13 protein-coding genes and 1 pseudogene are annotated in these 17,856 nt (G+C 74.8%); 7 read left to right on the plus strand and 7 right to left on the minus strand.

Annotated features, from left to right (window positions below):
* Positions 1-163: 163 nt before the first annotated feature.
* Positions 164-1,759, plus strand: a complete 1,596-nt coding sequence (locus ABZ449_RS00665) for a lipase maturation factor family protein (RefSeq protein ID WP_360338758.1) — start codon at positions 164-166, stop codon at positions 1,757-1,759.
* Between the two features lie 323 nt (positions 1,760-2,082).
* Positions 2,083-4,425, plus strand: coding sequence for a hypothetical protein (locus ABZ449_RS00670; protein ID WP_360337773.1), 2,343 nt, complete (start codon positions 2,083-2,085; stop codon positions 4,423-4,425).
* Between the two features lie 156 nt (positions 4,426-4,581).
* Here ABZ449_RS00670 and ABZ449_RS00675 read toward each other — a convergent pair whose 3' ends face one another.
* Entirely contained in the window at positions 4,582-5,409 is an 828-nt protein-coding gene (locus ABZ449_RS00675) for a helical backbone metal receptor (RefSeq protein ID WP_360337776.1), read from the minus strand.
* Between the two features lie 218 nt (positions 5,410-5,627).
* On the opposite strand from ABZ449_RS00675, the gene ABZ449_RS00680 reads away from it, so the two are divergent.
* From ABZ449_RS00680 to ABZ449_RS00690, 3 genes are read left to right on the plus strand one after another with little or no spacing between them, the layout of a single operon-like run.
* Entirely contained in the window at positions 5,628-6,710 is a 1,083-nt protein-coding gene (locus ABZ449_RS00680) for an ABC transporter substrate-binding protein (protein ID WP_360337779.1), read from the plus strand.
* 3 nt (positions 6,711-6,713) lie between these two features.
* Complete coding sequence (locus tag ABZ449_RS00685) at positions 6,714-7,802, plus strand: iron ABC transporter permease (RefSeq protein WP_360337782.1); 1,089 nt, start codon at positions 6,714-6,716, stop codon at positions 7,800-7,802.
* Positions 7,799-8,599: an ABC transporter ATP-binding protein gene (locus ABZ449_RS00690; protein ID WP_360337784.1), complete on the plus strand. Its 801-nt coding sequence runs from the start codon at positions 7,799-7,801 to the stop codon at positions 8,597-8,599. The genes ABZ449_RS00685 and ABZ449_RS00690 overlap by 4 nt, the downstream gene beginning before the upstream one ends.
* Before the next feature lie 62 nt (positions 8,600-8,661).
* Here ABZ449_RS00690 and ABZ449_RS00695 read toward each other — a convergent pair whose 3' ends face one another.
* The 4 genes from ABZ449_RS00695 to ABZ449_RS00710 form a co-directional block, all read right to left on the minus strand.
* On the minus strand, positions 8,662-9,711 hold the full coding sequence (locus ABZ449_RS00695) for an isocyanide synthase family protein (RefSeq protein ID WP_360337787.1): 1,050 nt from the start codon (positions 9,709-9,711) through the stop codon (positions 8,662-8,664).
* 138 nt (positions 9,712-9,849) lie between these two features.
* Positions 9,850-11,205, minus strand: coding sequence for a cytochrome P450 (locus ABZ449_RS00700; RefSeq protein WP_360337790.1), 1,356 nt, complete (start codon positions 11,203-11,205; stop codon positions 9,850-9,852).
* Positions 11,206-11,355: 150 nt separating this feature from the next.
* Positions 11,356-12,729 carry an MFS transporter gene (locus tag ABZ449_RS00705; protein WP_360337793.1) on the minus strand — a complete coding sequence of 458 codons (1,374 nt, stop codon included), beginning with the start codon at positions 12,727-12,729 and terminating at the stop codon, positions 11,356-11,358.
* A 268-nt stretch (positions 12,730-12,997) separates the two neighbouring features.
* A complete protein-coding gene (locus ABZ449_RS00710) occupies positions 12,998-13,561 on the minus strand; it encodes a sigma-70 family RNA polymerase sigma factor (protein ID WP_360337796.1) in 564 nt (187 codons plus the stop codon).
* Between the two features lie 55 nt (positions 13,562-13,616).
* Here ABZ449_RS00710 and ABZ449_RS00715 point away from each other — a divergent pair, with 55 nt between their 5' ends.
* Positions 13,617-13,883, plus strand: coding sequence for a zf-HC2 domain-containing protein (locus ABZ449_RS00715; protein WP_360337798.1), 267 nt, complete (start codon positions 13,617-13,619; stop codon positions 13,881-13,883).
* Between the two features lie 309 nt (positions 13,884-14,192).
* On the opposite strand, the gene ABZ449_RS00720 is transcribed toward ABZ449_RS00715, so the two are convergent.
* Positions 14,193-15,116 (minus strand): hypothetical protein, encoded by a 924-nt coding sequence (locus ABZ449_RS00720; RefSeq protein ID WP_360337801.1) that lies wholly within the window; start codon positions 15,114-15,116, stop codon positions 14,193-14,195.
* A 767-nt stretch (positions 15,117-15,883) separates the two neighbouring features.
* Here ABZ449_RS00720 and ABZ449_RS00725 point away from each other — a divergent pair.
* Positions 15,884-17,098, plus strand: a pseudogene (locus tag ABZ449_RS00725) (cytochrome P450); the annotation flags it as partial.
* 35 nt (positions 17,099-17,133) lie between these two features.
* Here the strand turns inward: ABZ449_RS00725 and ABZ449_RS00730 are convergent.
* Positions 17,134-17,820 (minus strand): N-acyl homoserine lactonase family protein, encoded by a 687-nt coding sequence (locus ABZ449_RS00730; protein ID WP_360338761.1) that lies wholly within the window; start codon positions 17,818-17,820, stop codon positions 17,134-17,136.
* Between the last annotated feature and the right edge of the window lie 36 nt (positions 17,821-17,856).

Raw genomic sequence — 17,856 nt, forward strand, 5'->3', positions numbered from 1 at the left:
TCCGTCGGGATTCGGCCGAGCGCCTGCGGGAGTCGGCCGGGAGGCCGCCGAGGGCCGCCGAGGGCCGCCGGACTCCGGGGCCCGGGCCGAGCGGGTGAACCCTCCCCGCTGCGCCGCCCCGACCGGGCCCGCGCCCGGGGGCCGGATGGTAGGCATGGGCCGCATGGACTGGTTCGCCGCCCCCGACTACTGGCTGAGCCGGTTGCTCGTCCAACGCCTGCTCGCCGCCCTCTACCTGATCGGATTCCTGGCCGCCGCCGCGCAGTTCCGCGCCCTGATCGGCGCCGACGGCATGCTGCCGGTGCCCCGCTTCACCGCCCGGGTCCCGTTCCGCCGTTCGCCCGGACTGTTCCACCTCCACTACAGCGACCGGTTCTTCGCCGCCGTCGCCTGGAGCGGCGCCGCGCTCGCCGCCGCCGTGACGGCCGGACTCGGCGACGCCGTCCCGCTCTGGGCGTCGATCCTGCTGTGGGCGGTGCTCTGGGTCCTCTACCTCTCCATCGTCAACGTCGGGCAGACCTGGTACTCCTTCGGCTGGGAGTCCCTGCTGCTCGAAGCCGGTTTCCTCGCCGCCTTCCTGGGCAACGCCGACACCGCCCCGCCCACCCTGGTGCTGTGGCTGATGCGGTGGCTGGTCTTCCGGGTCGAGTTCGGTGCCGGACTGATCAAGCTGCGCGGCGACAGCTGCTGGCGGGACCTGACCTGCCTCCGGTACCACCACGAGACCCAGCCGATGCCCGGACCGCTCAGCTGGTTCTTCCACCACCTGCCCGCCCCGCTGCACCGGGTCGAGGCCGCCGCCAACCACGTCGTCCAACTCGTCGTACCGATCGGCCTGCTGCTGCCACAGCCGATCGCGAGCGGCGCCGCCTGCGCCGTCCTCGCCACCCAGCTCTGGCTGGTCGCGTCCGGCAACTTCGCCTGGCTCAACTGGCTGACCATCGCCCTCGCCCTCGCCGCCGTCCAGCCGGACCGGCTCGGCCTGCCCGTCCACGCCCGCGCCTACCCCGGCACCCCGGTCTGGTACGAGGCGCTGGTGATCGGGCTGACCGTCGCCGTCGTGGTGCTCAGCTACTGGCCGGTGCGCAACATGATCTCCCGCGGCCAGGCCATGAACCGCTCCTTCAACCGGCTGCACCTCGTCAACACCTACGGCGCCTTCGGCAGCGTCAACCGGCTCCGCCAGGAGGTGGTGGTCGAGGGCACCGACGAGGCGGTGCCCACCCGGCACACCGTCTGGCGCGAGTACGGCTTCAAGGGCAAGCCCGGCGACGTGCGCCGCCGCCCGCGCCAGTTCGCGCCCTACCACCTGCGGCTCGACTGGCTGATGTGGTTCGCCGGCATCTCCCCGGCCTACGCCCGCCCCTGGTTCCTCCCCTTCGTCGCCCGCCTGCTGTCCGGAGACCGGGCCACCCTGCGCCTGCTGCGCCACAACCCGTTCCCGGACGCCCCACCGACCCACGTCCGGGCGACCCTCTATCTCTACCGGTTCACCGATTGGCGCGAACTGCGGGAAACCGGCGCGTGGTGGCACCGCACCGCGCTCGGCGAATACCTCGCGCCGGTCGACCTGCAGGCCCTCGACCGGGCCGGCTACCGCCCGCCGCTCGGCCGGCGGGGTCCGGTAGGCGGCCGTGGCGTCCGGGCGGTGCCGATGGAGCGGTTGCGCCGGAGTGACCGTCGGGCCGGGGGCGGCCCCGAACGGCGCCCTGAACGCCGGGGCGGCCCGTCCGGGACCGGGTCGCGCGACCCACGGTGAGGACCCACCGCGGGGCCCTCGATGGGGACCGCGACGAGGAGCCGTGAGCAGCGAAGGGGGCCCGACCGGGCCACCGCCGGACCACCGCCGGACCACCCGGGCGGACCCCCCGAGTGGCGGCCAGGCGGGCGGTATGGCATACGACACCCGTCCGTCGGGGCGGTGGGTGCGTGCAAGGCTCGAACGGGCACCCGTATTCTGGGCCTCCACAACCGGCAGCCCGACCGCGCGCCCCCAGCCCCGCCCCAGGGGCGACCCCGCGCAACCGGTCCGCCGCCCCCTCGCCGCCCGCCCCGCCGTCGTCGCCCAGAACCGGACCTCACATGACAGTGCTTCACTCGCGCAACGCCGACGCAGCCGACCCGGCGGACGTCGCCGACGCCGCAGACGTCAAGGACCCCCAGGACGCCGTGGCGGAGCCCGACCTCCGCGAGGACCTCGGCCGCTACGCCGAGCTCGGGGCCTTCACGCTCACCGCCGAGACCCACGCCTGGTACGCGGCCGTCGACACCGTCGCCACCCCCGAGGACGCCCGCGCCGCCTCCACGGCCCTCGCCGAACTGCGCGGCAGCGACCTCCAGGAGACCTGGGAGGCGGTCACCGCCCTCGCCGCCGACGTCAAGCTGGACGAGCCCGACACCGTCGCCAAGACCGCGCTGCTGGTCGAGATGCTCCAGCGGGTGCACCGCACCTCCGCGGCCCTCTTCCCCGCCGCGTACGACGCCGACCTCGGCACCCTCGCCGCCGCCACCGCCGACAGCACCTGGCGCCGCGAGAACGGCGTCAAGCTCTCCTGGCTGCGCGGCCGCTCGCTGCGCAAGCAGGCCGTCGCGCTCGCCGTCGACCGCCGCATCCGTCGGGAGGACCTGCACGAGGCCCTCACCTCCGCCGAGATCGAGCGCCGTGCCTGGGCCGCGCTCGCCCCGACCGGCACCCTCCTGCGGGTGCCCGGCGACGGCGCCCTGGTCGACCGCACCGCCCAGGCCTTCGAGGCGATCAACACCGGCCTGCGCGGCCTCGCCCGACTGCTGCCCGACCACGACCTGGACGGGCTGCCCTTCGCCGAGCTGATCGACCTGGTCGAGCGGCTCGCCGCCGACGAGGGCACCCTCTACCGCCTGCCCACCATCCGCGGCCTGCGAGTCGGCCTGGAGGAGGCCGGCCTCGCCGACCTGCTCGCCGAACTCGCCGCCGCCAAGGCCGACCGCCGCGCCGCCGAGGCCGCGTACACGGCCCGCCAGGCGCTGGCCGCCGGGCAGCGGGACGGACTGGGGGAGAAGGCCACCGCCGTTGAGGAGCCTGCCGCCGAGGAGACGGCGGTCGAGGAGCAGCCGGCCGTCGAGGACGCCGCCGAGGCTGCGGTTGAGGTCACTGCCGAGGTCGACGGTGAGGCCGCCGGTGCCGAAGCCGGTACCGAGGCCGGTGCGGAGGCCGGCGCCGAAGAGGGCGCGGCCGAGGCGTCCGGGACCGACGGGTCGGCGGAGCGGGCTGACGCCGAGGCGGCTGCCCTGCAGGCGCTGGCCGGTGGGCAGCGGGACGGGCTGGTGGAGGAGACCCCGGAGCTGGTGACGGCTCCGGCGGAGGAGGCTGACGAGGCCGTCGCGGAGCCTTCGGCCGCTGAGGCAGAGGTCGAGATCAAGCCCGAGATCAAGACCGAGGTCGAGGTCGAGGCCGAGACCAGGACCGACGCCGAGGCGGAGACGTCGGCGGACTCGGACGCCGCTGACGACGAGCCGGCGACGGCGCAGGTCGACGAGGAGGCCCCGGCCGCAGTGGTCGCCCTCCCGGCGCCCTCCCCGGCGGCCGACGACCTGGTGGCCGCCGCGACCGCCGCCCTGGCCGAGGCTGCGGAGGAGACGACGGCGGAGACGGAACCGGAGGCCGCCCCGGTCGCCGAGGTTGTCGAGGTCGAAGAGACCGCCGTCGAGGCTGAGCCCGAGCCGGCGGCCGAGCCCGAGCTTGAGCCCGTCGTCGAGGAAGCGATCGCGGAGGCCACCGGCACCGTTGAGGCCGAGGAGGACACGGTCGAGGAGCCGGCCGTCGAGACCGACGCGCCGGCGGTCGAGGCTGCTGAGCCTGCCGTCGAGGTCGCTGCCGAGTTTGTGGTCGAGGAGCCGGCCGTCGAGGCTGAGACCGCGCCGGCGGCCGAGCCCGAGCTTGAGCCCGTCGTCGAGGAAGCGACCGCCGAGGCTACCGACACCGTTGAGGCCGAGGAGATTGCGGTCGAGGAGCCGGCCGTCGAGGTCGTGGCCGAGGCCGAGGCCGTTGTCGAGGAGCCCGTCGCCGAGACCGAGCCCGAGACCCAGGCTGCCGTGGAAGCGCCTGTGGTTGAGGCCGAGGCCGTCACCGAGGACAGCGTCGTCGAGCCCGAGCCGGTCGTCGAGCCCGAGCCCGCCCCCGCCGCTGAGCCCGACGCCGAAGCCGCGCCCGCCGCCGAGCCGGAGGCCGCCGCTCGTCCCGCGAAGCCGGACTTCACGCCCGGTCGCCCTGTCACCGCCTACTCCGCCGACGAGCTGCTGGCCGTCGTGCGGTGGGTGGACGGTGACGGTGTCGAGCGGACCGACGAGGAGCTGCTGCGGGCGGCCATGAAGGAGCTGGGCTTCGCCCGCCTCGGCCCCCGGATCAAGGAGGCGCTGGGCGCCGCCGTCACCGCCGCGCGCGGCTGACGACGGAGTACCGCAGGGCGCAGGGCCCGGGACGCGAGCACGCGTCCCGGGCCCTGGCGCGTTCCGGAGGGCTTTCCGTCGGAACCAGGGCTCGTGCTCACTCTCCTCGGCGGCCCCCACTCTCCACCGGCGTGTCGCCGGTGAGTGGCGGTCGACTTAGGCGGTGGTGTCCGTACCGCCCGGAGCGTACGGGTGGTCGAGGGCCTGCCGGAGTACGGCGGGGGCGGTCACCAGCGACGGGCCGTACCAGGTCAGGTGCCGTCCGCTGACCAGCGCCGCCGGCGTGTCCGGGAACGCCTCCGGGCCGTCCTCGGCGGTGAAGCGGTACGGCTCGTCCGGCAGGACGACCAACTCGGGTCGGCAGGCGAGCAGTTCGGGCAGCGAAACGGCCGGGTAGCGCTCGGGGTGGTCGGCGTGGACGAGCCGCAGGCCCAGACGGTGCAGCAGGTCTCCGGCGAAGGTGTCGCGGCCGAGGACCATCCACGGGCGGCGCCAGATCGGCACGACGGTCCGGGGGCCGCCGGCTTCCGGAGGGGGGCTGCCGCTCCCGACCGGGGCCCAGGCCGCCTCCGCCTCGTCCAGCCACCGCGGCCGGGGCAGTCCGCAGGCGGTGGCCAGCAGCCGGTCCAGGGAGCGGAAGGCGTCTTCCAGCGTGCGGATGTCGGTGACCCAGACCGGGACGCCGGCCGCCCGCAGCGCGTCCAGGTCGGGGCGCCGGTTCTCCTCGTCGTTGGCGAGGACGAGGTCCGGTGCGAGCGCGAGGATGCGCGGGACGTCCGGGTTCTTGGTGCCGCCGATCCGGGTGACGGACAGGTCGGCGGGGTGGCTGCACCAGTCGGTGGCGCCGACCAGCAGTCCGGGCGCGGTGGCGGCGACGGCCTCGGTCAGCGAGGGCACCAGCGAGACCACCCGGCGGGGCGGACGCGGCCCGAGCCGGACGGGGAGGTCGAGGTCGTCGCGGAGCGGGGCGGTGGGGTCGGCCATCCCGCCAGCCTATGTCCGGCTCCGCGGTGGTGGGGCGGCCGGCGACGGCGTCCTGCCGCGAATCGCGGGGAACCCATCGCCCCGGCCGCCCGACTACCTGGTCCGGGTCCGCAGCACGGGCCCTCGACACGATCACCCACGACCAGCATCGAGCACGGCACCGGCGCCGCCACCGAGCACCGATACCGAGCCCGATCACCGACCAGGAGGAAGTTGTCATGCGCCCTCGCGTCGTCTGCGGAATCGCGGCCGCCGTCGCCCTGTTCGCCACGGCCTGCGGAAGCGGGAGCGGGGGCGGGCCGAGCGCCTCCGTCACCGTCCGGACGGAGCCGGGCGGTGGATTCCCCGTCAAGGTCGCCGACTGCGCGGGGAAGGAGACCAGCATCGCCAAGGCGCCCGCCAGGATCGTCACCAGCAACGCCGCCGGCCTGGAGCTGCTGCTCCAACTCGGCGCGGGGGAGAAGGTGATCGGCACCGGCTTCCCGCCCGGCAAGGGCACTCTGCCCGTCGCCCTCGCCGAGCAGGGCGCCAAGGTGCCGGCGCTCGGGGACAAGGGCATACCCAAGGAGAAGCTGCTCGGTTCCGGCGCCGACCTCTACGTGGACACCTTCGGCGCGATGCCGATGATGGGCGGCGGCGCCACCGGGCCGAGCGAGGAGGAGTACGCGGCGGCCGGCATCCAGCACGTGTACCTGCTCTCCACCGCCTGCGCCGGGACGCCGAAGGCCGCCAAGGCGCCGCGCACCGACCTCGCCGGGATCGAGGAGGACGTCCGCCGACTCGGCGCCGTCACCGGCACCGCCGCGCGGGCGGAGGAACTGGTCGCCGGGATGGAGAAGCAGCTCGGTGACGTCCGCACCGCGCTCGCCGCCGTGCCGGAGGCGCAGCGGCCGAGCTACTTCGTCTTCGACTTCGACGCCGGCACCAAGCAGCCGGTGGCGGTCTGCGGCCGGCAGGTCGCCAACGCCGTGATCACCCAGGCCGGGGCGCGCAACGTGTTCGCCGACTGCGACGCCGACTTCAAGACCGGCTCCTGGGAGGACGTGGTCGCCAAGAACCCGGACTGGATCCAGCTGGCCGTGCGCAACCGGGGCAGCGAGGAGGCCACCCGCAAGGCCTTCGACGAGGCCGAGGCCTTCCTGAAGGGCTTCCCGGCGACCCAGGGCCTGAAGGCCGTCCAGGAGGGGCACTTCGTCCGGCTGGGCTCCGAGGTGACCACCATCGCGGGGGTGCGCAACGCCGACGCCGTCCGGCAGATCGCCGCCACCGTCCACCCGGATCTCGTCAAGAGCGGGAAGTAGTCGGTGACTTCGGCCATCGCTCGGAACGAGCGCGGCGAATCCCGCCCGGCCCGCACCCTGCGGGCCGGGCCGCTGGCCGCCGCCCTCGCCGTCGCCCTGGTGCTCGCGCTGACCGCCGCCGTCTCGCTCGGCTCGGTGGACGTCCCGCCCGGCGAGGTCTGGTCGGTGGTCGCCCGCCGGCTCACCGGCCGGGCCCCCGAACCCGGCACCCGTGACCTCATCGTCTGGCAACTGCGCGTCCCGCGCGCCCTGTTGGCGGCCGTGGTGGGCGCCGGACTCGGCCTGGTCGGCACCGCCGTGCAGGCCTTGGTCCGCAACCCGCTCGCCGACCCCTACCTGCTCGGCATCTCCTCCGGGGCCTCGCTCGGCGCGGTCGCCGCCATCGTCCTCGGCACCACCCTCGGACTCCAGCTCTCCTTCGGCAGCGCGCTCGGCCTCACCGTCTCCCTGGCGGCGTTCGCCGGCGCGCTCGCCGCGTTCTCGCTGGTCTGGCTGATGGCCCGGCGCGGCGGCGGCTTCTCCCCGCTGCGGCTGGTCCTCGCGGGCATCGGCATCGCCCAGTTCCTCGGCGGCATCACCAGCTACCTGGTCCTGCAGACCCGGGACGAGCAGCAGACCAGGGGCGTGCTGTTCTGGCTGATGGGCAGCCTCGGCGGCGCCGTCTGGGCCCAACTCGCCGTCCCCGCCGTCGCTGTGGCGCTCGGCCTGGCCCTGCTCCAGGCCCGCGCCCGGGGGCTCAACGCGATGCTGATGGGCGACGAGACGGCCGCCGGGCTCGGCGTGGACGTCACCCGGCTGCGCCGCGAGGTCTTCGTCGTCACCAGTGTGCTCACCGGTGTGCTGGTCGCCGTCTCCGGGGCGATCGGCTTCGTCGGGCTGATGGTGCCGCACGTGTGCCGGTTGCTGGTCGGCGGCGACCACCGGAGGCTGCTGCCGCTGTCCGCGCTCACCGGGGCGCTGCTGCTGGTCGTCGTCGACACGGTGGCCCGCACCGCCCTGGACGGCCAGGAACTGCCGATCGGCGTGGTCACCGCCGTCCTCGGCGCCCCCACCCTGCTCTACCTGCTGGACCGACGACTGGAGCGCAGTTGAGGATCGCCGTCGAGGACCTGAGCGTCGCCCTGGCCGGCCGGACGGTGCTGGCCGGGGCCAACCTGATCGCCGAGGAGGGGGAGATCGCCGGACTGGTCGGGCCCAACGGCAGTGGCAAGTCCAGCCTGCTGCGCACCGTCTACCGGCACCTGCGGCCCAGCGCCGGCCGGGTGCTGCTGGCCGGACGGGACCTCGCGGACCTGCGGCCCGCGCAGTCCGCCCGGCACATCGGGGCACTGCCCCAGGAGCGCGGCGGGGACTTCGAGTTGAGCGTCCGCGAGGTGGTCGCGATGGGCCGCACCCCCTACAAGCGGGCCTTCGCGGCCGACGATGCCGAGGACCACCGGATCACCGCCGAGTCCCTGACCAGGGTCGGCATGGCCGGGGCCGCCGACCGCCGGTTCACCCAGCTCTCCGGCGGTGAACGGCAACGGGTGCTGCTGGCCCGGGCGCTCGCCCAGCAGCCGGACGTCCTGGTGCTGGACGAGCCGACCAACCACCTGGACGTCCGGCACCAGGTGGAACTGCTCGCCCTGCTCCGGGAACAGCGCCGCACCACCCTGGTCGCCCTGCACGACCTCAACGCCGCCGCCTCGGTCTGTGACCGGCTGCACGTCCTGCACCGCGGCGCCCTGGTGGCCTCCGGGACGCCGCGCGAGGTGCTGACCGCCGAGCTGCTGGCCGAGGTCTTCGGCGTACGGGCGGCGGTGGTCGAACACCCGCTCACCGGCGATCCGTTGATCGCCTTCGACCACCGGTTCCCGGTAGCGGCACAGGCCGCCGTGCCGGGGCGGTAGCCCGTATCGGCTCCTGTTCCGCCGACCCCGGTGCTGCCGGCTCCGTTCCACCGGCTTCCGATCTACCGGCACTCGTAGTGGCTCGGCCGACCGTCCCGCAGGACCAGTCGGCCGAGCCGCTCGGCTTCCGTGCTGCGCAGCAACTCGCTTTCACCGTCGGTGCGGTGGAGAACCGCGGAGTGCCAGGGCGTGATCCAGGCGTCGGCCGCGGCCAGCAGCCGGATGCCGAACTTGGACGCCCCGGCCGGCTGCGGGTGGATGGAGAGCCGGACGGCCCGCGGGTGGTGCTCGGCGATCAACTCGCCCCAGGCGCGGCTGCGCTGGATCACGCCGTAGGCGCGGCGGCGGCACTCCCGCTGGAGGGCGGAGCGGGTGCCGGTGAAGCCGACGGTGTCCTCGGTGAGGAAGCGGGTGATGCCCCGGTAGAGCCGCAGGGTCTCCTCCTCGGCCAGCACCTGTTCGCGCAACTCCTCGACGCTCGGCGCGTACCGGGCGTGCACCCGGGCGCGCTTCTCGTCGTACGGGAGGTCGCCGAGGACGGCCCGCAGGTCGAAGGTGTCGAGGTGGGCCAGGCCCTCGTGGGCGATCATCGCGGTCAGGGCGTCCGAGTAGGCGTCTATGTGGTCGTCCGGGACGTTGATCAGGTCGCCGAAGATGTGCCCGTCCGAGCAGATCAGGATGCGGGCGCCGGGAGCGTACAGGTGGCCGATCTCGGCGCACAGCCCGTCGAGGAAGGTCAGCGACAGCCGCTCGCCCTCGTCCGGCAGGTGGCCGAGTACCTTCGCCGGGTTCGGTGACTTGCAGGGGAAACCGGGCAGGGTCAGGACGATCGGTTCGCCGGCGGTGATGAAGTCCGCCAACTGGGCGAGCTGGAGCGGGAAGTGCTCCGGGCGGGCGTCGAACTCCGGGTCCGCGGCGCGGCGGTGCGGCAGCAGCAGGCCGAGGACGCGGGCGGCGAGCCGCTCGGCCGACGGGCGGTCCTGGAGCCCGGCGGTGACGGCTCTGGTGACGGCGGTGACGGCGGTGACGGCGGTGACGGGGGTGACGGGGGTGACGGGGGTAGTGGTGACGGGGGTGATGGTGACGGCAGGGGCGGTGCCGACGGGCGGCATGGGGGTCCTCCACGGAAGATGGTGCGGTGCGGCTTCGGGCTGCGGACGACGGTCGACCGGCTCCGGGCGGTCGGAGCCGGGGGCGGAACGGAGAGGCGGAGCAGAAGGGGCGGAGCAGGGGGTGCGCTGCCCCTGGGGTCAGCGGCGGTGGTCGTAGGCGACCGGCAGTCGGTTCACGCCGCGCGCCAGGACGGCCGGGATCCATGCCAGGTCGGCCAGGCCGTCGCCGGGCGCCTCGGCCGGGCGCAGGCCGGGCAGCCGGGTGAGCAGGGTGGCGAGGGCGATCTGGAGTTCGGCCCGGGCGAGCGCGGCGCCGGGGCAGTAGTGGATGCCGTGACCGAAGGCCAGGTGGGCGTTGGGAGTGCGGTCCAGGTCGAGGCGGTCGGGATCGGGGAACTGCTCGTCGTCGCGGTTGGCGGCGCAGAGCGAGACGATCACGGAGTCGCCGGCCGGGACGACGGTGCCGAACAGGTCGCTGTCCTCGGCGAAGAACCGCCAGGTGGTGAGCTCGAACGCGGCGTCGTGGCGCAGCAGTTCCTCCACCGCCCGGGCGAGCCTGCCGGGTTCGTCGAAGCCCTCGCGCAGCCGGGCGAGCTGCTCGGGGTGGCGCAGCAGGGTGACCAGCATGGTGGTGATCTGGTTGGTGACCGGCTCCTGCCCGGCGACCAGCAGCTGGAACACCATCGAGTCGAGCTCCGCGCGGCTCAACTCGCCCGCGTCATGGGCGGAGACGAGCCGGCCCAGCAGGTCCTCCCGGGCCGCCCAGCCTGGTTCCCGGCAGTCCAGGCGCTTGCGGGCGACGACATCGGCGATGTACGTCTGGAGGCCGCGCAGCCGCGCCTCGTACGCCGGGCGGCCGGGGTCCTGCGGGCCGACCGGCTGGACGACCTTGCCCCAGTCCCGATCGAAGCGCTCCGCCAACTCGTTCGGCAGGCCGATGACTTCGGCGAGCACTCGGAAGGGGTAGTGGGCCGCGAAGCCGGCCACCAGGTCAGCGCCGCCGGACTGCGGCAGCTCGTCCACCAGCGCGTCGGCCAGCTCCTGGAACCGGGGCCGCAGCGACTCCACCCGGCGCGGGGCGAAGGCTTCCAGCACGAGTCTGCGCATCGAGCTGTGCTTGGGCGGGTCCTGGTGGAGCAGGTGGACCTGGAGCTGCGAGTGCTGCGGCTCGGGCATGATCGACGCGAGCCGGCGCCAATTGTCGTTGCCCAGGGAGTGGTTCTTGCCCAGGCGGGGGTCGTTGAGGGCCGCGTGGGCGGCCCGGTGGCCGGTGACCAGCCAGGCGTGGATGCCGCTCGGGAACTCCACCCGGTGCACCGGCCCGGCCTCGCGCATCCGCCGGTAGAGCGGGTACGGGTCGCGCTTGTACGCCGGGCCGTACAGCGGGACGGGGGAGGGCAGCCGGTCGTACCCGTACGGGCAGCGCGGGGCGTCGTCGGGGGCGCCCGGAGCGGGGCTCGTGTCGGGGCTCATGCCGGGATTCGTGTCGGTCATCCGAGGGGTCCTTCGGTGTCGGGCGGGGCGGTGTCGGGCGGGGCCATGCGTGGCGGGGCCGGCGTTGCGGTGCGGGGCATGGCGGTGTTGGGCGGTGCGGTGTTGGGCGGTGCGGGGCTGGGCGTTGTGGTGCGGTGCGTTGTCGGGAGGTCAGGACTCGGGGCGGCGGTACAGGGCGAGCAGGGCGACGGCGGTGGCCGCGACCAGGGCGGCCAGGGCGATCCCGGCGCGCGTCCCGCTGGTGTCGCGGGTCCCGGCCAGGGCGGCGGCGGTGCCGAGGGCCGGGCCGAGCGCGAAGCCGAGGCTGCGGGCGAGCTGGACGGCGGAGCCGGCGGTGGCGAGCTTCCCGGGTGGGGAGGCGGACATCACCAGGGCCTGGGTGGGGCCGCCGTTGAGGCCCATCCCGGCACCGGCGAGGGCGAGTCGTGCGGCGATGTCGAGGGCGGACCAGCCGGGGTCCAGCGGGGTGAGCAGGGCCAGGCCGAGAGTGGTGACGGCGGCGCCGGTGAGCGCCGTCGGGCGGGCGCCCCAGCGGTCGGCCAGCCGGCCACCGACGCGGCCGGCCAGCACCATGCCGAGCGGGAACGCCAGCATGGTGAGCGCGGTGGCCGTGGCGCTCTCGCCCCGGGGGCCGCGCAGGTGCTGGGCGAGCAGGTAGTGGCAGGCCGCGAAGCCGGCGGCGAGGGCCAGCACCGAGGCGTTGACTCCGGCGGTCCCGGCGGCCCGCAGCACCTCGGCCACCGGCCGGCCGCCCGGGCGGCGAAGCCAGAGCAGCACCAGCGGCGCGGCGGGCAGGGCGAGCAGCAGCCACAGCGGGGCCCGCGGGGCCAGGGTGAGCCCGAGCAGCGTGGCGGCGACGGCGGCACCGATCAGCGCGGCGTCGCCGAGCGAGGACCGGTCGGGCGGCCGCAGTCCGCCGCGGCGAGGGGCGTGGCGTCGCACGATCAGGACGGCGGCCAGGCAGACCGGCAGCTTGACGAGGAAGATCGCCCGCCAGCCCAGGTGGTCGAGCAGCAGACCGCCGACCACCGGTCCGGTGACGGCGCCGAGCGGACCGAGCGTCGCGGGCACACTCATCGCCCGGCCGCGCAGTTCGGGCCGGACGGAGGTGGCGGCGAGCACCGGCATCAGGACGAAGAGCACGGCTCCGAAGGCGCCCTGGAACAGTCGCGCCGCGATCAGCCAACCGGCCCACGGGGCGCAGGCGGCCAGTGCACTGCACAGGGCGAAGCAGCCGACCGCCAGCAGCAGGGCCGAGCGGGTGCCGACCTGGTCAAGCCACCGGCCGGCTGGCAACAGCAGGGCAACGAGCGGGAGTTGGTATCCGAGGGCGGCCCACTGGGCGACCCCGGGGGAGACGTGCAGGCCGGCCGAGATGTCGGTGAGCGCGAGGTTGACCACGTTCATGTCGAGCATCGCGACGAACGACAGCAGGCCGGCGGCCACGACCAGGCTCCAGCGGTCGACCGGTTCTCGCTGATGGCGCGTCAGGAATCGGTCGGTCGAGGTCGGTTGCGCGGTCATGAAGTCCCTCCGTCTCCCGTGCTGCCGGACCGGACGCCGCCTCGGCGGCGGGGTCCGGTACAGCAGTCGGTGGCGCAGGGGTTCCGGTTCCGAACACCTGGGGGATTTCTTCCGGGGGTGGCGGAATGCGGCGACGGACGGTCGACGGCCGACAGGCGGCAACGTTCAGCGAACAGATGACAGATTTCGAAATCTGTCATCTGTTCGCCGTCGCTCGTTCGATGTCAGCTGTCAGCTGTTCGCCACCCGTCCGCCACCCGTCCGCCGCTCAGCAGGCGGTGGCGAGCTCCCCGGCCTCGGCGGCGCGCAGGCGGGCCACCAGCTCTTCTCGCGCCCGGGCGACCCGGGAGCGGACCGTTCCGACGGGACAGCCGGCGACCTCGGCGGCCTCGGCGTAGCTCAGGCCGACCACCTGTGTCAGTACGAAGGCCTCCCGCCGCTGGGCGGGCACCCGGTCGAGCAGGTCGCCGAGCGCGATGCCGTCCTCGAACCCGGCCGTCGGCGTACCGCCCTGCCGCTCCGCAGCCTCCTGCCAGTCCGGCAGTGCCGCGCAGCGCGGCCTGGCGGCGGCCATCCGGTACCGGTCGATCACCGTGCGCCGGGCGATCGACAGCAGCCAGGTGCGGGCCGAGGATCGCCCGGCGAACGCGGGCAGGCCGCGCAGGGCGCGCAGGAAGGTCTCCTGCGCGAGGTCGTCGGCGGACTGCACGTCGGTCAGATGGGCGACGAAGCGCCAGACGTCCCGTTGGGTCGCCCGGACGAAGGCCTCGACGTCCGCCGCCCGTCCGGAGCGGGCGGTCAGTGCCAGTGCGGTGAGCTGTTCGTCATCCACGGTGGCCCCCCACCCGGCCGGTCTCGACACCACGGCCGTGCGAGACGATGGTCGTATGAGATGCGCGCAGTGTCGTACCGCTCTGTCCGCCCGGCTCGACGGCGAACCGAGCGGCCTGCCGGAGGTCCGGCTGGACAAACACGTCGCGCGCTGCCACGGCTGCCGGGAGTGGCTGGCCCGGGCCGAACAACTGCGCGGTCTGGTGCGGGCGGGCACTGCCGACGGGCCCTCGCCCGAGTGGTCGGCCCGGCTGCTGGCCGGCCTCGGCGGGGACCGGTCGGGAGATCGTGCACCGAACGGTCCGCGGGCCGTCGAGGGCTAGGCGCGGCCAAGGCGCCCGGAGGGGCGGGAACGGCAGGAGGGGGGCGCCGGCCGGAGCCGGTGCGCCGTCGAAGTGAGGCATGGGAAGGTCCCGAGGGGAAGGCGGGGACGGCGTCGCGCAGCGCGACCCCGTCGGCGTCCATGGGCAGCCGCGCGGCACGCCGGCCCCCGGGGGAGGCACAGCGGCGTACGCGAGCCCGCACCCTGGCGCCACGACGGCACGAGGCGCGGCCGTACGGCAGGGCGACCTGCCCGTCGCGGGGGCCCGGCGGCCGGAGTCGGCCGGGGCGGAAAAGGAGCGGCGGGCGCGTCAGCAGGCGAGGGCGAACGCCGGCGGCCCACGCCGGACCACGGCATGCGTCAGCAGCGCCGACCGGGGCGGCCGGGCCCGGTCGTCGACCGGGCGGGGCGGCGCCGGGGCCCGGTGGCCGAAGGGGCGCGCGAACAGCGCCAGCAGCGGGAGCAGCAGAACCCCCGCCACCACCGAGCCGAGCGCGCCGAGCAGCTCGAAGAGCCGGACGAGCGCGGCGTCACCGCGCCAGAGCAGGAGCGCACACGCCAGCGCAGCGAGCACGTGGGCGGCGGTCATCCCCGGCGACATGCCGTGGGACATCCCGTGCGCCATGTCGTGCGCCGGTCCGCTGACCAGGCCCTGCGCCGCGTCGTACGACCCGCCGCCGTGGAACGTGCCGTCCGGCATCACGTGCGACCCGGCAGGCATGCCGGTCATGCTCGTCATGCCTGTCGTCCCGGACAGGTCGGGGCGCACGGTCGTCGCGCCCGGCGCTCCGTGATGCGTTCCCGCCGTCAGTCGCAGGCTTCCGGTGGTCGGTGGGACGTCCGGGTCGATGCCCGCCATCCGTGCCAGTTCGATCGGGGAGAGCCCGCCGGGCGCCCGGTCGGGGTTGCAGAGCAGGAGGGCGGCCCAGTCCGTGGTGGCGAGCCGGCCGAGGCCGCCTCCCCCTCGGGAGAGCGTCCCGGCCTGTTGGAACAGCTGGTGCAGCGCGGTCTGGGCCACGACCATCCAGAGGCTGATCACCCCGAGCCCGCGGCGCTTCCCGGCGAGCAGCCAGGTCAGCCCGAGGACCGCCCCGAACCCACCGGCCAGCACGCTCGGCGAGACACCGGGCCCGGCCATGGCGACGTGCGCGGTGGCGGCCAGCGCCACGCACAGCGCGGCGAAGACCACGGCGCGCAGCAGGCGGATCCGGTCGGTCATCACGATGGCACTCATCGTCGCACCTGCCCCGCCCGGCCCGTACCGCACCCTCCGCTCATGGCTGGTTCTGTGCCGTGAGACCATGCCCGGCCGCTCGCTCCGGCAGCTCACCCCGAGGCCTGTCGGACCGCCTCCCGGCCCGGTCCATGGCCCCGGCGCGTCGAGACGATCAATCACTCGTACGACCATCGGGGCGGTTTGACAGCGCGGTATCTCATGCTCACTTAATGTGCGTCACCCAGTACGGTGCGTATCGGGATGATGCCGTTCAGAAGCAGGGAGGTCCGGCCTTGGAGACCCCGACGGATACCTCGGCGCCCATTGCCGACAGTGCCGAGTCCGCTGCCCCCGCGGAGCCGAGCGTCCCGCAGCAGGCGACGGCCCCGAGAGGCGCGACGGCGTCGAGCGAGGCGAAGGCTCCGGCCGAAGCCGAGGAAACCGAGGAAACCGAGGAAACCGAGGAAGCCACCGAGCCGGCCGAGGCCGCTGAAGCCGCAGGGTCGGCCGAACCTGCCGAACCCGCCGAGCCGACCGGGGCCGTTGGACCCGCCGAGCGTGCCGAAGCCGCTGAGTCGGCGGAACCCGCCGAGTCCGCTGAAGGCGCCGAGCCCGCCGAGCCCGCCGAGCCGGCCGAGCCAGCCGGAGCCGTTGAAGCAGGCGAAGCCGTCGAGCCCGCCGACTCATCAGAGTCCCCCGAGCCCGCCGACTCTGCCGACCCCGCAGCTCCGCCCGAGGCCGCCGACTCGGCCGACTCCGCCGCCCCCGCCGCGCCCGAGTCCGCAGACCTCGCCGACCCTCGCTTCTGGCAGCTGCCTGCCCCCGCCCGCGCCGCCGCCTTCGCCGAGCTGCGCAGCCGCCCCGCCCCGGTGTTCTTCGGCGACCGGGCCACCGGGCGGGGCTTCCATGCCCTGGTCCGCCACGCCGACGTGGTCGAGGCCAGCCGCACCCCCGCCGTCTTCCTCAGCGGCCCCGGCGTGACCACCCCCGTCCCGGCCCGCTGGGTCCGGCTGCTGTTCGGCGACTCGATGGTCAACCTGGACGATCCCCGTCACGCCCAGCTGCGCCGGATCGTCTCGCGGGCGTTCACCCCGCGGCTGCTCGACCGGGTCGAGGAGGACGTCAGGCGGATCAGCACCGAGTTGGTCGACCGGATCGAGCGCGAGCGGCCGGAGGACTTCGTGACCGCCGTCGCCGCCGAACTCCCGTTCCAGGTGATCTGCACCATGATGGGCATCCCGGAACGGCCCCGCCGCACCATCCTCGAGCTGGTCAACCGCACCTCCGAGGACATCGGCGTGGCCCGCCCGCTGCGTCGCCGGCTGCGGGTTCCCGGGCGCGGGCTGCGGGCGCTCGCCCGGATGCAGGGCATCGTCGCCGGGATCGGCCGCCAACGCCGTCGCCGGCCGGAGGAGGACCTGATCTCCGCGCTGGTCACCGCGGACGTGGACGGCCGTCGGCTCACCGGGCGCGAGCTCGGCGCCTTCTTCAGCCTGCTGCTGGTCGCCGGGGTGGAGACCACCCGCAACGCGCTGGCCCACGGCCTGCACCTGCTGACCGTCCATCCCGAGCAGCGGGCCCTGCTGCTCGCGGACCTCGACGGGCTGCTCGGCGGCGCGGTGGACGAGATGGTCCGCCACTCCACGCCGATCATCCAGTTCAACCGGACCCTCGCCGTCGACCACGAGCTGGGCGGTTCCGGCGGGCCGCTGCTGCGCGCGGGAGAGAAGGTCGCGCTGTTCTACGGCTCGGCCAACCGTGACGAGGAGGTCTTCCCCGAGCCGGACGCCTTCGACATCACCCGCACGCCCAACGCCCACCTCGGCTTCGGCGGTGGCGGTCCGCACTACTGCCTCGGCGCGCACCTGGCCCGGCAGGAGATGACGGCGTTGTTCCACGAGCTGTTCACCCGCCTGCCCGAGGCGCGGTCGGTCGGCGAGCCGCAGCTCGTCCCGTCCAGCTTCGACCACCGGGTCCGCTCGCTGCGCTTCACCTTCTGAGCCTCCTCCCGGGCGACGTCAGCCTCCGCACCCGGCTAGTCGGTCGGCTCCCAGACCGCGTGGTCGTGCGCGAACAGCACGCGGTGCGGCCCGTGCTCCGCCACCTGGTCGAGCCAGGCGCGGTACCCCGGCAGCGGTGCGGCGACGCCCTCGCGCGCCGCCCGGCGGGCGAGCAGCGCCTGCCCGTACTCGGAGGCGAAGTCGTACGCCTGCCCGGCCAGCAGGACCGGGCCGCCGCCCGGGCGGTCGATCAGCAGTGACTGGTGGCCCCCGGTGTGGCCGGGCGTGGGAAGCACCCGCACGCCCGGCCAGACCTCGGTCTCGCCGTCGAGTTCGCGGTACTCGGCGCCGGGGAAGTCGACCAGCGCGCCGATGGTGTACCCGCCGCGCCGGGCGGTGGCCAGCTCCTCCGCCTGGACCAGGACGGGGGTGCCCGCGAACAGCGGGTTTCCGCCGCAGTGGTCGAAGTGCAGGTGGCAGTTGACCACCAGGTCGATGTCGCCGACGGCGACCCCGGCCGCGGCGAGCGCCTCCGGCAGCGGGCGGCGGACCGGGCGGTAGTGCGCCTCGGTCTCCGGCTCGCCTCCACCGATCCCGGTGTCGAACAGCAGCAGCCCCTCCGGACGCCGGACCAGGTATGCCAGCACCGGCTCCACGCGCGGCTCCGGGCCGCCCACCTCGGTGGCCGGCCGGACGAAGTACCCCAGGTCGAGACGGTGGATCACGCGCACTTCAGCCCCCCACGTCGTACTGCGTCG

The organism is Kitasatospora sp. NPDC005856, from assembly GCF_040629945.1.
Classification (GTDB): domain Bacteria; phylum Actinomycetota; class Actinomycetes; order Streptomycetales; family Streptomycetaceae; genus Kitasatospora.